Source organism: Streptomyces sp. NPDC045701, assembly GCF_056432045.1.
Genome location: NZ_JBWKJV010000012.1, coordinates 155156 through 168136 on the forward strand (window position 1 = coordinate 155156; position 12981 = coordinate 168136).

14 protein-coding genes and 2 tRNA genes are annotated in these 12981 nt (G+C 73.7%); 5 read left to right on the plus strand and 11 right to left on the minus strand.

The genetic code is table 11. The features are described from left to right. Positions 1-18: 18 nt before the first annotated feature. The 4 genes from AC07DW_RS16350 to AC07DW_RS16365 all read right to left on the minus strand — a co-directional run bounded on the left by AC07DW_RS16350 (position 19) and on the right by AC07DW_RS16365 (position 4533). Positions 19-579, minus strand: coding sequence for an HIT family protein (locus AC07DW_RS16350; protein WP_478858316.1), 561 nt, complete (start codon positions 577-579; stop codon positions 19-21). A 69-nt stretch (positions 580-648) separates the two neighbouring features. Then, positions 649-2625, minus strand: coding sequence for a threonine--tRNA ligase (gene thrS / locus AC07DW_RS16355; RefSeq protein ID WP_478858317.1), 1977 nt, complete (start codon positions 2623-2625; stop codon positions 649-651). Between the two features lie 112 nt (positions 2626-2737). Continuing rightward, a complete protein-coding gene (locus AC07DW_RS16360; protein ID WP_478858318.1) occupies positions 2738-3967 on the minus strand; it encodes a hypothetical protein in 1230 nt (409 codons plus the stop codon). After that, positions 3967-4533 carry a DUF4365 domain-containing protein gene (locus AC07DW_RS16365; RefSeq protein ID WP_478858319.1) on the minus strand — a complete coding sequence of 189 codons (567 nt, stop codon included), beginning with the start codon at positions 4531-4533 and terminating at the stop codon, positions 3967-3969. Before AC07DW_RS16365 ends, AC07DW_RS16360 begins: the two co-directional genes overlap by 1 nt. Positions 4534-4690: 157 nt before the next feature. On the opposite strand from AC07DW_RS16365, the gene AC07DW_RS16370 reads away from it, so the two are divergent. Next, positions 4691-5416, plus strand: coding sequence for an exonuclease domain-containing protein (locus AC07DW_RS16370; protein ID WP_478858320.1), 726 nt, complete (start codon positions 4691-4693; stop codon positions 5414-5416). A gap of 61 nt (positions 5417-5477) precedes the next feature. Here AC07DW_RS16370 and AC07DW_RS16375 read toward each other — a convergent pair. Continuing rightward, positions 5478-5549, minus strand: a tRNA-Val gene (locus AC07DW_RS16375). Positions 5550-5588: 39 nt separating this feature from the next. Then, complete coding sequence (locus tag AC07DW_RS16380) at positions 5589-6038, minus strand: SRPBCC family protein (RefSeq protein WP_478858321.1); 450 nt, start codon at positions 6036-6038, stop codon at positions 5589-5591. Positions 6039-6128: 90 nt separating this feature from the next. On the opposite strand from AC07DW_RS16380, the gene AC07DW_RS16385 reads away from it, so the two are divergent. After that, on the plus strand, positions 6129-8438 hold the full coding sequence (locus AC07DW_RS16385) for an SCO7613 C-terminal domain-containing membrane protein (RefSeq protein WP_478858322.1): 2310 nt from the start codon (positions 6129-6131) through the stop codon (positions 8436-8438). 56 nt (positions 8439-8494) lie between these two features. On the opposite strand, the gene AC07DW_RS16390 is transcribed toward AC07DW_RS16385, so the two are convergent. After that, positions 8495-8569: transfer RNA gene (locus AC07DW_RS16390), tRNA-Val, on the minus strand. A gap of 65 nt (positions 8570-8634) precedes the next feature. Further along, on the minus strand, positions 8635-9099 hold the full coding sequence (locus tag AC07DW_RS16395; RefSeq protein ID WP_478858323.1) for a TIGR02611 family protein: 465 nt from the start codon (positions 9097-9099) through the stop codon (positions 8635-8637). 190 nt (positions 9100-9289) lie between these two features. On the opposite strand from AC07DW_RS16395, the gene AC07DW_RS16400 reads away from it, so the two are divergent. After that, positions 9290-9703 (plus strand): SsgA family sporulation/cell division regulator, encoded by a 414-nt coding sequence (locus tag AC07DW_RS16400; RefSeq protein ID WP_003959770.1) that lies wholly within the window; start codon positions 9290-9292, stop codon positions 9701-9703. A 265-nt stretch (positions 9704-9968) separates the two neighbouring features. Next, the gene (locus AC07DW_RS16405; RefSeq protein ID WP_478858324.1) at positions 9969-10529 is read left to right on the plus strand and encodes a CGNR zinc finger domain-containing protein; all 561 of its coding nucleotides are present in this window, start codon (positions 9969-9971) and stop codon (positions 10527-10529) included. A 21-nt stretch (positions 10530-10550) separates the two neighbouring features. Here the strand turns inward: AC07DW_RS16405 and AC07DW_RS16410 are convergent, their stop codons facing one another. Further along, complete coding sequence (locus tag AC07DW_RS16410) at positions 10551-10724, minus strand: hypothetical protein (protein WP_478858325.1); 174 nt, start codon at positions 10722-10724, stop codon at positions 10551-10553. A 104-nt stretch (positions 10725-10828) separates the two neighbouring features. After that, the gene (locus AC07DW_RS16415) at positions 10829-11263 is read right to left on the minus strand and encodes a hypothetical protein (RefSeq protein WP_478858326.1); all 435 of its coding nucleotides are present in this window, start codon (positions 11261-11263) and stop codon (positions 10829-10831) included. Between the two features lie 171 nt (positions 11264-11434). On the opposite strand from AC07DW_RS16415, the gene AC07DW_RS16420 reads away from it, so the two are divergent. Continuing rightward, positions 11435-11974, plus strand: a complete 540-nt coding sequence (locus AC07DW_RS16420) for a DsbA family protein (protein ID WP_478858327.1) — start codon at positions 11435-11437, stop codon at positions 11972-11974. 73 nt (positions 11975-12047) lie between these two features. On the opposite strand, the gene AC07DW_RS16425 is transcribed toward AC07DW_RS16420, so the two are convergent. Further along, entirely contained in the window at positions 12048-12890 is an 843-nt protein-coding gene (locus AC07DW_RS16425; RefSeq protein ID WP_478858328.1) for a GNAT family N-acetyltransferase, read from the minus strand. Between the last annotated feature and the right edge of the window lie 91 nt (positions 12891-12981).

Consider the following 12981-nt stretch of genomic DNA (forward strand, 5'->3'; position numbering starts at 1 on the left):
GCACCGGGCGTCGCGCGGCTAGGCGGTGGGCCAGGCGTCGGCGAGCATCCGCCTGGTGTCGCCGAGGAGCTGCGGCAGCACCTTGGTGTGGCCGACGACCGGCATGAAGTTGGTGTCACCGCCCCAGCGCGGGACGATGTGCTGGTGCAGGTGGGCGGCGATGCCGGCCCCGGCCGCGCTGCCCTGGTTGAGCCCGATGTTGAAGCCGTGCGCCCCGGACGCGGTCCGCAGCGCGACCATCGCCTGCTTGGTCAGCAGCGCCAGCTCGGCCGTCTCGGCGTCGTCCAGCTCCGTGTAGTCGGCGACGTGCCGGAAGGGGACGATCATCAGGTGCCCGCCGTTGTACGGGTACAGGTTGAGCACGGCGTACACCGTCTCACCCCGCGCGACGACGAGGCCGTCCTCGTCCGACTTGGCCGGGATGGCGCAGAACGGACAGCCGTCGTCGGCGCCGGGGCCGGTCGGCTTGTTCTCCCCCTGGATGTACGCCATCCGGTGGGGCGTCCACAGGCGCTGGAACGCGTCAGGCGTCCCGACTCCGATCTGCTGCTCCGGCTCAGTCGTCATGCGAGCCAGCATATTCGCTGGCGGTGGAGCGAGAACCGAGGGGCGGCCCCGTCGATCGGGACCGCCCCTCGGCATCGTGCGTCACACCTGGACGCGACGCTCCACGACGTCCGCGAGCTTCGCCAGCGCCTGGTCACGCGGAACGCCGTTCTCCTGCGAACCATCGCGGTAGCGGAAGGAGACGGTACCCGCGGCCATGTCGTCGTCACCGACGATGATCATGAACGGGACCTTCAGCTTCTGGTGGTTGCGGATCTTCTTCTGCATCCGGTCCGAGGAGGCGTCCACCTCTACCCGCAGGCCCTTCCTCTTCGCCTCGGCGGCGAACTCCCGCAGGTACTCGACGTGGGCGTCACCGATCGGGATGCCGACCGCCTGCACGGGGGCCAGCCACGGCGGCATGGCGCCCGCGTAGTGCTCCAGCAGCACCGCGAAGAACCGCTCGATCGAGCCGAACAGCGCGCGGTGGATCATGACCGGCCGCTGGCGGGAGCCGTCCGGGGCGGTGTATTCCAGGTTGAACCGCTCGGGCAGGTTGAAGTCGAGCTGGACGGTCGACATCTGCCAGGTCCGGCCGATGGCGTCCTTCGCCTGGACCGAGATCTTCGGGCCGTAGAAGGCCGCGCCGCCCGGGTCCGGGGTCAGCGGCAGCCCCTGCTTCTCGGCCACCTGCCGCAGGGTCTCGGTGGCCTCCTCCCAGATCTCGTCCGAGCCGACGAACTTCTCCGGGTCCTTGGTGGACAGCTCCAGGTAGAAGTCGTTCAGGCCGTAGTCGCGCAGCAGGTTCAGGACGAAGGTGAGCGTCTTGTCGAGCTCCTCCGCCATCTGCTCCTTGGTGCAGTAGATGTGCGCGTCGTCCTGGGTGAAGCCGCGGGCGCGGGTCAGGCCGTGCACGACGCCGGACTTCTCGTACCGGTACACCGTCCCGAACTCGAACAGGCGCAGCGGCAGCTCGCGGTAGGACCGGCCGCGCGCGTCGAAGATCAGGTTGTGCATCGGGCAGTTCATGGGCTTGAGGTAGTAGTCCACGCCCTCGTCGAGCTGCATGGGCGGGTACATGCCGTCGGCGTACCAGTCCAGGTGACCGGAGGTCTCGAAGAGGCGGCCCTTGGTGGCGTGCGGGGTGTAGACGAACTCGTACCCCTCCTCCTCGTGGCGGCGGCGCGAGTAGTCCTCCATGACCCGGCGGATGATGCCGCCCCTGGGGTGGAAGACCGCGAGGCCGGAGCCGATCTGGTCCGGCACGGAGAACAGGTCCAGTTCGGTGCCCAGGCGGCGGTGGTCGCGCTTCTCGGCCTCGGCGAGGAAGTCCAGGTGGGCCTTCAGCTCGTCCTTGGACGGCCACGCGGTGCCGTAGATGCGCTGGAGCATCGGGTTCTTCTCGCTGCCGCGCCAGTACGCCGCGGCGTTGCGCATCAGCTTGAACGCCGGGATGTTCCGGGTGGTGGGCAGGTGGGGGCCCCGGCAGAGGTCCTTCCAGCACAGCTCGCCGGTCTTGGCGTCGAGGTTGTCGTAGATGGTCAGCTCGCCGCCGCCCACCTCGACGTCCGCGCCGTCGTCGCTGGACGCGGACCCCTTGATGCCGATGAGCTCCAGCTTGTACGGCTCGCCCGCCAGCTCCTCGCGGGCGGCCTCGTCGGTCACCACGCGGCGGGAGAAGCGCTGCCCGCGCTTCTGGATCTCCTGCATCTTCTTCTCGATGGCCTTCAGGTCATCGGGGGTGAAGGGGCGCTCGACGTCGAAGTCGTAGTAGAAGCCGTCCTTGACCGGCGGGCCGATGCCCAGCTTGGCCTCGGGGAACAGCTCCTGCACGGCCTGCGCCATGACGTGCGCGGTGGAGTGGCGGAGGATGTTCAGGCCGTCCTCGGAGGAGATCTCCACCGGCTCGACGGTCTCGCCGTCGGCGATCTCGTACGCCAGGTCCTTCAGCTCGCCCGCGACCCGGGCGGCGACGACGGTGCGCTCACCGGTGAAGAGGTCGGCGGCAGTAGTGCCCGTCGTCACCACGCGCTCTTCCCGCTCGGAATCGCGTTGGATGATCACACGGACGTCTGACACCGGTCTCTCCTGACTGAAGGGGCAGCGCGCCGCATGACGTATGGCGACGGCCAGACGTCATGGTACCGAGCCGCCGGGCCCGGCCGCGAAACGGTTTCCCCCGCTCCGGGGCTCACTCCGCGGGCCCGCACGCCTCCCCGAAGTAGCCCGGGGCCTCGTGGAGGGACTTCATCAGCCGGTCCCGCTCCGCCTCGTCGACCTGCACCGGGACGACCCCCGAGGCGTCGGTCAGACGCCGGAAACCGCCTCGGCTCTCCAGCCTGCCCACCACCCGGATGGGCAGCCCGACCAGGTGCGCGTGCCCGGCCGTGCGGTACGACTCCTCGTCCAGCGCCACCCGTACGTACGGCACCTCCGCCCCGGCCAGCACCCGCAGCCGCACCGTGCCCGCGCCCCGCGGCCCCGACCGGCGCATCCGCACCACGGTCCCGGTGACGCGGACCGGCACGGACGGCTCGTCCTGGAGGTAGCGGGCGCCCGCCTCGCGCAGCGCGGGAAGGTCGCCCGGCGAGAACTCGACCGGCTCCGGCCGGGCCGCGCACCCCTCCGGCACGCCCGCGGCGGGCGCCCACGCCAGGGCGATCCGGGCACCCTCCGTACCGCGCACCAGGGAGACGAGTGCCTCGGTCAGCTCCCGGCTCACGCCCGCGGCGACGGCCGAGTCGAACGCCTCCTGCCTGCCGGTCGCCCGCTGGTAGTCGACGGCCTCACGCGCGGCGTGCAGGGCGTGGTGGAGCCGCGCGGTGACCGCCCGGCCGGGGTCGACGGGCACGAACGCGGTGAGGCCGCGCCCGCCCTGCACGTTGCCCACCAGGACGCCCTCCAGCGACGCCTGGGCCTGCCGCCGGTGCCGGGCGCCGTGGTAGCCGGTGCGCCCGCGCGCCGCGAGGGCGCCGGCCAGCAGGACCTGCCGGGCGGCGGAGCGCAACTGCTCCTGCACGGTCCACGCCGCGGTGCCCGAGGGTCCCTGGGGGACGTCCCGCCACCAGCGGACCTCGTCGCTCGGCACGGTCAGGCCGACGAGGACCTCGCGCGCCGAGGGCGCGGCGCAGCGGGAGAGGGCGGCGATGGCCTCGCCGACGAGGTCCTCGCAGTCGGGGAAGGCGCGGCTCTCGGGGACCAGGAGACTGGTCGCGCCGGGGCCGGGTGGGGTCCAGCGGCTGTAGCGGCCGGCGGCTCCGCCCCGGCGGCGCCAGCCGTGCCGGTCCAGCAGGGCGGCGAGGACCCCGGGGTCGACCTGGGCGGGGTCCAGGGGGCCGGCGTGGCCCGGCGGACCGGGCACGGACGTACCGGGCACGGACCTGGGGTGCGGCCGCATGGGCTCGTCGATCGGCCGGTGCATCAGGGTCTTCCTCCCGCCCCGACCCGGGTCATGATCTCGCAGAGCGCCCGGTCGTCGAATATCCGATTCGTTGGTATGCGCACGGTGGTGCGGCGCCGGCCGGTGACCGGGTGGCCCGCGAGGTTGGTCCAGTAGCAGCAGTGCCTCAGGTCGAGACGGTCGTGACCGGCACTCAGCCAGTCCTCCCGGGTCCGGGGGACGATCATCACGACCAGGATCTTGTGCACCGAGACGGGCGTGCGGGCCAGCTTCACCAGGTGGTCGTTGTCGAGGGTGAAGGAGAACGTGGGTCCCGCCGGACGGGGCGGGATCTGGTAGGTGCACTTGAGCTGCACCTTGATGGTGACTTCGTCGTCCACGGTGTGCCCGGGGGCGCTGTGGCTGACGTGCCAGTCGATGCCGTTGTCCGGAAAGGGCTGGGAGAGCGAGCACCCGGCGGCCGCCGCGACCGCGTGGAGGTAGCCCACCTGAAGGGTTTCCATGCAGGCGGTGGTGGCGAGTGCGCCCCGCAGCGGTGCGACGTGCCGGGGAAGCAGCCCGCCGGGTTCGGGCTGCGCGAGCGCCATGGCTCCTCATGCCTTCCCGGGCCGACGACGGGGTGTCAGTTCGACTGCCCCTCACCTGTGTTGTCACCACGTTGCGTACGGTGCAAACGGCGCGGGTATCACCGTTTCGGGCAGGGGGATCACGCCATCTGCCGGGCACGCGCGAGGAGTTCGGGGTATGACGCTCTGGTACGAGGGGCCCCTGGCCGCATTCGACACGGAAACCACGGGAGTCGACGTCGAGGAGGACCGCATCGTGTCCGCCGCCGTCGTCGTGCAGGACGCCGCGGGCGGGCGGGTCCGGGCCACCCGGTGGCTGGTGAATCCGGGCATACCGGTGCCGCCCGCTGCGACCGAGGTGCACGGGCTGACGGACGATCACCTGCGGCGCAACGGCCGCTGGCCCTCGCCCGTCGTGGAGGAGATAGCGCGGCAGCTCGCCGAGCACTGCGCGGCGGGCCGGCCGCTGGTGGTGATGAACGCGCCGTTCGACCTGACACTTCTGGACCGGGAACTGCGCCGGCACCGCGCCTCGTCGCTCTCCCGCTATCTCCAGCACGCCCCGATGTGCGTCCTGGACCCTCGGGTGCTGGACAAGCACCTGGACCGGTACCGCAAGGGCCGCCGCACGCTGACCGACCTGTGCGCGCAGTACGGGGTCGCGCTGGAGGGCGCGCACGACGCGGCGGCGGACGCGACGGCGGCGCTGGAGGTCGTCCGGGCGGTGGGGCGCCGGTTCGCGTCCCGGCTGGAACGGCTCTCGCCGGCGGAACTGCACACGCTTCAGGCGGCGTGGCACGCCGCCCAGGCGCGCGGACTTCAGGCCTGGTTCGCGCGCAACGGCTCGGAGGAGGCCGTGAACACGGCGTGGCCGCTGCGCCCGGAGCTGCCGGCGGCGGCGTGACGCGGACGCGGGCCGGCAAGCGCGAAGGCCGGTCCGTGAGTCACGGACCGGCCTTCCCCGGTGGGCGATACTGGGTTCGAACCAGTGACCTCTTCGGTGTGAACGAAGCGCTCTCCCACTGAGCTAATCGCCCGGGAACGCACTGAACCATACAGGTCCCGGCCCGTGTCGTTCAAACCGCACGCACGTGCGCGGCCAGCCCCCGGCGGCCGGCCCGCATCATCAGGGCGTGGTTGGCGCGGAGGAGCGGCCGGGCCGGCAGCGCGAGGCGGCGCAGCAGGGGCCGCCGGACGTCGACCTCCTGCTCGTAGAGGGCGCGAGTGCGCCCCGGCGCGGGCGAGGTGAGGGTCCAGCGGGCCCACCCCTCCAGGTCTCCGCCGAGCGCGGTCTCCAGCACGCGGGCGACCGGGTCCCGGCGCCGTTCGGTGAGGGTGACGACGATGTCGTACGGGAGGAAGGACCGCACGCGGGCGGTGCCCGAGTGCTCGTCGAGCCGGGTCGCCTCGCGCACCTGCGGCCACCAGGCGGGGTAGTCCTCCGGGCGGTCCAGCACGGCGTAGACGGTGTCCGGCGGAGCCGGCAGCTCCCAGACGCTGCGGAAGCGGTAATGGCACCAGTTCATGGTCGAAGTGTGCTCGCCGGGCCCGTACCTACGCCTCGCCTGAGTACCTACGCTCATGCCGTGCCGTGTGGGACGGGCCACACTCCGCTCATGAACAATGTGCCGTCACCGGCGGAAGAGCTGGTGGTCCTGGATCGTGAGCTGGCGCGACTCGACGCCCACCGGGCGCGGTTGCTGGCCCGCAGGGCGTGGCTGCTGAGCGTGCTGTACGCGCCGGCCGCCGTGGTCCCCCCGTCGCGTCCCGCCGCCGAGACCACGCCACGCGGCGCGCAGAACGTGCTGCTGACGCTGGGCGGGGTGCTGCTGGCGGTCGCCGCGGTCGCCTTCACACTGGTCGGCTGGGGGCACTTGGGCATCGGTGGCCGCGCCGCGGTACTCGCCGCGGTGACGTCCGGGGCGCTGCTCGCTCCGGTCGCGCTGCTGCGCCGCCGGCTGGTGTCGACGGCGGAGGCGGTGGCGTCGGTCGGGCTGCTGCTGACGGTGCTGGACGCGTACGCGGTGCACCGGGTGGGGCTGCCGGGCGTCGGTGCGGCGGGGTACGCGGCGGTCGCCTCGGCGGCGCTGGCGGCGCTGTGGGCGGCGTACGGCACGGCGGTCGGCGGGCTGCGGGTGCCGGGGCCGGCGGCGGTGGTGGCGGGTCAACTCCCGTTGCCCATGTGGGCGCTGGCGTCGGAGGCCGGTGCGCCGGCGGTGTGCTGGGCACTGCTGGCCACGGCGGGACTCGACGTGGCGGTCGCGGTGCGGGTGCGGGCGGGCGCCGGGGTACGGGTGGTGGCCGGTGCGGCCGCCGGTGTGTCGGGTGGCGCGGCGGTGCTGGTCGCCGCCTGGTTCTCGGCGGTGGGCGGGGGCGCCGGATGGGCCGTGCTGCTGCTGGCGGCCGCGGGGCCGGCGGGGTACGCGGCGTGGCGGGTGGCGGCCGGGGCGGGGTCCTGGTCGGTGGCGTGGGCGGTCGTGGCCGGTGCGGTGGCGGTGGCCGGTGGCGGTGGCCTGGTGCGGGAGGCGGTGCCTCGGGAGTGGGCGGTGCCGGCGTACCTGGCCGCCGCGGTGGCCGTGTGGGTGGTGGCGGGGCGCGGTGGGGTGCCGCGTGGGGTGCGGCGCGGCCTGACGGGCGCGTCGGCGGGGGCGCAGGCGCTGGCGGTGGTGTGGGCGCTGCCTCAGGTGGCGGCCGCTTCGGTGGGTGTCCTGCCGGGCGTCCCGTGGGCGGTGGTGGCGGTGCCGGTGACGGTCGCCGGGGTGCTGGCGTCGCTGCGACTGCGGCCGGCGCGCTGCGGGGCGCTCGCCCTGGCCTGGACGGCGGGGTGCGCTCTGCCCGGTGCGCTGTCGCTGCCGTACGCGGCCACGCCGGTGGCCCGGCTCCTGCTGACGGCCGGGTTCCTGGTCCTGGCGGTGCGCCCGGCGCCGCTGACCGTCCGGCTGCCGGAGGCGCGGGAGGCCGAGGGCGCGCTGGGGGACGTCGCTCTGGGCGGGGCGCTGCTGGGCGGGCTGCTCGCCGCCGCCGGGGCGTGGGGTACGGGGGCGGAGGCGGTCGCGGTCCTCGGGGTGCTGGTGGGGCTCCTCGCGGGCGGGGCTTTCGCCGGGCACGGCACCCGCCGCACGGTGATGGCGTGCGCCGCGGTGGTGGCGGCGACCGGCTGTGTGGGTGCCGTCGCCGCCGCGGCGGAGCTGCCGGTCCACCTGACGGGGATGGCGCTGCTGGCCGTGCCGGTGGCGACGGTGGCGGTCGGGGCGGGCCTGCGGCGCCACCCGGTCGCCCTGCCGGTGGAGCTGGCCGGCGCCGCGACCGGAGCCGTCGCGGTCGGGCTGGCGTCGGCCCGCCCGGCCGTCCTGGCGCTCGCGCTGGCCCTGTGCGGCGTGCTGGCGGCGGCCACGGCGGTTCGCCCGGAGCGGCGCCCCGCGGCCGGGTACGCGGCCACCGCGCTGTTCGTGGCGGCGACCTGGGTGCGGCTGGCCGCCTCGGGGGTGTCGTTCCCGGAGGCGTACGCGCTCCCGGTGGCGGTGCCCGCGCTCGTGGTGGGCGTGGTGCGCAGGCAGCGCGACCCGGGGGCGTCGTCGTGGGCGGCGTACGGCCCGGGTCTGGGCACGGCTCTGGTGCCGAGCCTGTTCGCGGCGTGGGCGGACGCGGGCTGGCCGCGTCCGCTGCTGCTCGGTCTGGTGGCGCTGGCCGTCACGCTGGCCGGGGCCCGGCTGCGTTTGCGGGCGCCGCTGCTGCTGGGCGGGGCGGTGCTGGCCCTTGACGGGCTGCACGAGCTGGCGCCGTACGTCGTCCAGGCGGTCGGCGCGCTGCCCCGCTGGCTGCCGCCCGCGCTGGCCGGGCTGCTGCTGCTGGCGGTGGGCGCGACGTACGAGCAGCGGCTGCGCGATGCCCGGCGGCTGCGGGAGACCCTGGGCCGGATGGGCTGACGCCGGGGGGACGCCGAAGGCCCCGGAGACGGGGTCTCCGGGGCCTTCGAGCCGGGTGGTGGGCGATACTGGGTTCGAACCAGTGACCTCTTCGGTGTGAACGAAGCGCTCTCCCACTGAGCTAATCGCCCGGGCGCACCGCAAACATTACCGCATGTCAGCGATGCTCCCGACCACCTCGGGCCGGGTCACGCGCTCACTTGTCGATGTTCCAGGGCATGGCGAACCCGTACTTCCACAGGTACACGCCGACCAGCGCGGCCATGATCACCAGACCGACCGTGGTCAGGATGATGTTGCGCCGCCGGACCTTCGGGTCGAGGGCTCGCTGTGCCGCCTCGGTCACCTTCCGCTTCGTCCAGCGGAGCACCAGCTGCGCCCAGACGAACTCGGTCGCCCAGATCGCCATGCCGCCGAAGATCACGACCCAGCCGGGCCCCGGCAGTACCAGCATCGCGACACCGGCCGCCACGACGGCCAGGCCGACGACGAAGACGCCGAGCTGCCAGCTGACGTGGAGCGTCCTGCGCGCCTTGATGAACTCGGGCGCCCGCGAGCCGAGAGCCGGTTCGGCGGTCACCTCCTCCGTCACGTCCCCCGTCGCGGGCGCTGTGGTCGCCGCTCGGGCGACCTTTTCCCGCTCGTCACTCTCCGCGTTCATGAGGCCCAACCTACCCGACGTTCCCCAGGTACCGGAATGGACACATAACTGCCGCTTGCACACCGCCATACGAGGTACCTCAAGGGCCACAAAACAGACAGAGGGGTTTACAACGGCACCGTAGGTGGCATGTCGATTTCGCCGACGTGCGAATCCCCGAGCGCACACTGAGCGAAAGGCCCTGGCGCTTATGAACACCACGGTCAGCTGCGAGCTGCACCTGCGCCTCGTTGTGTCGAGCGAGTCCTCACTGCCTGTACCGGCGGGCCTGCGGTATGACACGGCCGATCCCTACGCCGTGCACGCCACCTTCCACACCGGAGCCGAGGAGACGGTCGAGTGGGTGTTCGCCCGCGACCTTCTCGCCGAAGGGCTACACCGCCCCACAGGCACCGGCGACGTCAGAGTCTGGCCGTCCCGCAGCCACGGTCAGGGCGTCGTCTGCATCGCGCTGAGCTCCCCGGAGGGCGAAGCCCTGCTGGAAGCCCCGGCGCGCGCACTGGAGTCGTTCCTGAAGCGGACCGACGCCGCGGTGCCGCCCGGCACCGAGCATCGTCACTTCGACCTCGACACGGAGCTCTCGCACATCCTGGCCGAAAGCTGAGGTCAGGCCGCCGACCGCACGGCGCCGTCCGACTCGGGGCGACGGCGCCGCGCGGAGAGCTCGTACGGCCGTGAGCGGCCGTGTACGGCGACACCGGCGCCGTCACCGCGGACACCACCGCGGCGGCGGCGCCGGTGCGCGTTCCGGCCACCGGCACCCCCTCCGGCCCCTCCGCCCCGGACACCGCCCGGGCGCCCCGCGGGCGAGCCGCTAGAGTCGGCGCAATCCGGCGGGCGCCCGCCCGCGACAGGCCAGGGAGGGAATCGTGCTGATCCCCCACGACACCCGGATCGCGCTCGACACCGTCGTCGACCTGATGAACACCGCGCCGGAAGGCGGACGGGGCGACGGCCTCGGGGACGTCCCGGCGCTGTACGCCTTCGTACGGAGCCACGAGATCAGCGGTGTCGGTGAGCTCGGCGAACCGGACCTGCGGGCCGTGCGCGGCGTGCGAAATCGATTCGCCGACGTCTTCGCGGCGCCCGACGCCCGTACCGCGGCCGAGCTGATCAACCAGCTGGTGGCCGGGGCGGGGACGACACCGCAGCTCACCGACCACGACGGCTACGACTGGCACGTGCACTACTTCGCGCCCGGCGCGTCGGTCGCCGACCACCTGGCCGCCGACTGCGGCATGGCACTGGCGTTCATCGTGGTCGCCGGGGAACAGGACCGCCTGCGCCGCTGCGAGGCGCCGGACTGCGGACGGGCCTTCGTCGACCTGTCGCGCAACCGCTCGCGGCGGTACTGCGACAGCCGTACCTGCGGTAACCGGCTCCATGTGGCGGCGTACCGGGCCCGCCGCAAGGAGGCGGCGGCCGGCTGAGCCGGGTGCGTCAGCGGGCGCTCAGAGCACGAACAGGTCGTGCACGGCGGCCATCAGCAGCAGGCAGCCGATCACCGCCAGGAAGATCATCAACGGCGGCTGGGAGAGCGCGAAAAGACATCCGCGTCGCTCCTCGAGGGTGGTGTCGGCGGCATCGGTGGGGGCGGGGGACGACTCCCGCGAGGTTTCCAGCATCTCGCGGCCGATCATGGCGCAGCGCGGCGGTCCGTGAACGGCGAACGCGGAGTATTGGCGGGGCAGTTCACCCCTTCCCGTGGTTCCTGGGCGATGCCCTGCGGTCAGATCCCGTGCTTCTTGAGGATCGCCTCGATGTCGCTGAAGTCGTCGGAGGGCTTCGCCGTGGCACGGCCGGCGGCTCCCGGCGAGGGGGCGGACGCGGCCGGCGCGACCGCCGCGCGCCCGTCCTGACGGCCCTTGGCGGCAGCGCGCTCCTCGCGGACCGCGCGCGGGGCGCCGCCCCTGCGCCGCTCGACCGCCCGGGCCGTCGTGAACAGCAGCCAGGACAGGCCCAGGACACCGAACCCGGCCCACGCCACCGGGCTGAACGCGGTCCCGGCCAGCCACTCCACGACCCCGGTCATCACCAGCCCGACCGGAACCAGCGCGTACGCGGCGATCCGGACGGCGGCCAGGAACCTCCTGCGGTACGCGGTGATCGCCGCGATGCCCAGCCCGGCCGCGGAAACAGCGGAGCAAATCGTCTCGGCAAGCATCCGGTCCTCCAGGCGGCGCGGGGCGGTACGTCCCTTCCATCGTGCACCGTGAGGGCCCACCGGGGCCATGGCGCCCACCGGCCCAGCAGCGGATCTCCGGGACATCTCCGGGAGGCCCTCCTCCCCAGGTCCCGGTTGGGATGACGCCCGTCCGGCTGGGACACTGCCCCCATGAACGACTCCACCACCGACCGCACCGCACCGCCCGTCGTCCTCGACGTCTGGTGCGAGCTCCAGTGCCCCGACTGCCACGCCGCCCTGGACGACCTGCGCGCACTGCGCGCCCGGTACGGGGACCGCCTGGAGGCACGGCTGCGGCACTTCCCGCTGGAGAAGCACCGGCACGCGTACGCCGCCGCACAGGCCGCCGAGGAGGCGATCGAGCAGGGCCGGGGCTGGCCCTACGCGGAGGCGGTGCTGGCCAGGACCGAGGAGCTGGCGGCGAAGGGGGAACGCGTCCTGATCGACACGGCGCGCGAACTCGGCCTGGACGCCGAGGAGTTCGACACGGCGCTCATCGACGGCCGCCACCTGCTGATCGTCGACGCCGACCAGGCCGAAGGCAAGGCGATCGGCGTCACCGGCACCCCGACGTACGTGATCGGCGGCGAGCGGCTGGACGGCGGCAAGAGCCAGGAGGGGCTGCGCGAGCGCGTCGAGGAGATCGCCGACCGCCTGCTGGCCGGGCGGGACGACTCCGCCGCGTCCTAGGTGTGCTGTCCCGCGAAGGCCCGCCCGGCCCGCGACGTCCTGCGGCCGGACGCGGAGACGTCCCGGACACGACCTAGAGCAGCGGCTTGAACCAGTGGATGTGGGTCGCCCGGTAGCCGAGCGACCCGTAGAGCCGCAGGGCCCGGGTGTTGTCGGCGAAGACGTGCAGGCCGATGCGGCGCTCCCCCGCCCCCAGGGCCAGCCGCTCGGCGTACAGCATCAGGGCACGCCCGTACCCCTGGCCGCGCAGGGCGTCGGCGACCTCGATGTCGTACACGAACGCGGCCTCCTCCCCGGAGGGCCACTCCATCCGGCCGGTCCACAGGTGCCCGACGGGGACACCGTCCCGGACCGCGACGTGGAGGGCGGCGCCCTCGGTGGCGAGACCGTCCGGCAGATGGCGGCGACGGCTCGCCTCGGCCTGCGTCCTCGCCCGGTCCTCCGGTACGCCGTGCTCGGCCCAGCTGCGGGCGAACCGCTCCACGGAGCGGTCCGCCCACCGCTCGAACTCCGCCTCCTTCATCGGCCGGACCTCGATCCGCGCCGGCGGCCCGGGAGGCGGACCGGTGAGGTCCTTGGCCAGCGTGCGGCTGCGCTCGGTGTAACCGAGGGCGGTCGCCATGCGCAGCGCGGCCTCGGCGCTCACCGGTACGGAGGCGGTGACCTGGTCGCAGCCCCAGCCGCGCAGCACCTCCTCGGCGGCGAGCGCGGCGACGGTGCCCCGGCCGCGTCGTCGGTCCGGCTCGTCGATGCCGAGCGAACGGATCACCCCGGTGGCGCGCCGTCCGGCCCCGGGGAGGGTGCCGAGTTCGACGGCGCCCACGCGGCGGCTGTTGACACAGACGTCGTAGGTGCGCGATCGGGCGCCGTCGGGGATCTGCTGGAGCGGCCCGGCCGGCCGCAGGGTGGTGGTCATCGGGAGTCCTTAAGAATGTTGGCGGTCCGGGAGGACCGGGTGTGGCTGATCGGGCGTTGCCCTCGATGGCTCCAGGAGAATGGCCGCCCGG